The 651-nt window shown below is 64.7% G+C and carries 1 protein-coding gene and 1 pseudogene; both read left to right on the top strand.

Translation table 11 applies throughout. The features are described from left to right. The coding region (locus tag V5F48_RS24970) for an ABC transporter permease subunit (RefSeq protein WP_463596438.1) at nucleotides 1-348 on the top strand (348 nt) is incomplete at its 5' end. Between the two features lie 73 nt (nucleotides 349-421). After that, a pseudogene (locus V5F48_RS24965) lies at nucleotides 422-651 on the top strand (branched-chain amino acid ABC transporter permease); the annotation flags it as partial.

The following is a 651-nucleotide window of genomic DNA, read 5'->3' as shown; positions in this document are numbered from 1 at the left end:
ACCGAGCGGCCCGACCTGGTGCAGGCCTTCGGCATCGACGTGCCGCGCATGATCACCCTGACCTACGGCTTCGGCGTAGGCCTCGCGGCGCTCGCCGGCGTGCTCGCCGCCCCCGCCTATCAGGTGAGCCCCACCATGGGCTCCAACCTCATCATCGTGGTGTTCGCCGTGGTGGTGATCGGCGGCATGGGCTCCATCCTGGGGGCCATCCTCACCGGCTTCGGCCTCGGGGTGATCGAGGGCCTGACCAAGGTGTTCTATCCCGAGGCCTCCTCCACCGTCATCTTCGTCATCATGGCTCTGGTGCTCATGGTGAAACCCGCCGGCCTGTTCGGCACGGCCAAGTGAGGGCGCATCAATGACAACGTCTTCCTCCACCACAGCGCCCGTCACCACCTCCGCGACCTCATCCAGGTTCCCGATGACACTGGTGCTCGGGCTGATCGCAGTCGCGTTGCTCCTCGCCGCACCATTCGCGGTCTATCCAGTGTTCCTGATGAAGGTGATGTGCTTCGCGCTGTTCGCGTGCGCCTTCAACCTGATGCTGGGCTACACGGGGCTCTTGTCGTTCGGCCATGCGATGTTCTTCGGCGGTTCGGCGTACATCTCTGCCCACGCCATCAAGGTGCTGGGATTCACGCCGGAGTTGGG

Source organism: Xanthobacter autotrophicus ATCC 700552 (assembly GCF_043194565.1).
In the GTDB taxonomy this organism is placed as follows: domain Bacteria; phylum Pseudomonadota; class Alphaproteobacteria; order Rhizobiales; family Xanthobacteraceae; genus Xanthobacter; species Xanthobacter autotrophicus_F.
Note: the sequence above shows the minus strand (reverse complement) of the source record. Positions and strands in the feature narration are given on the sequence as shown.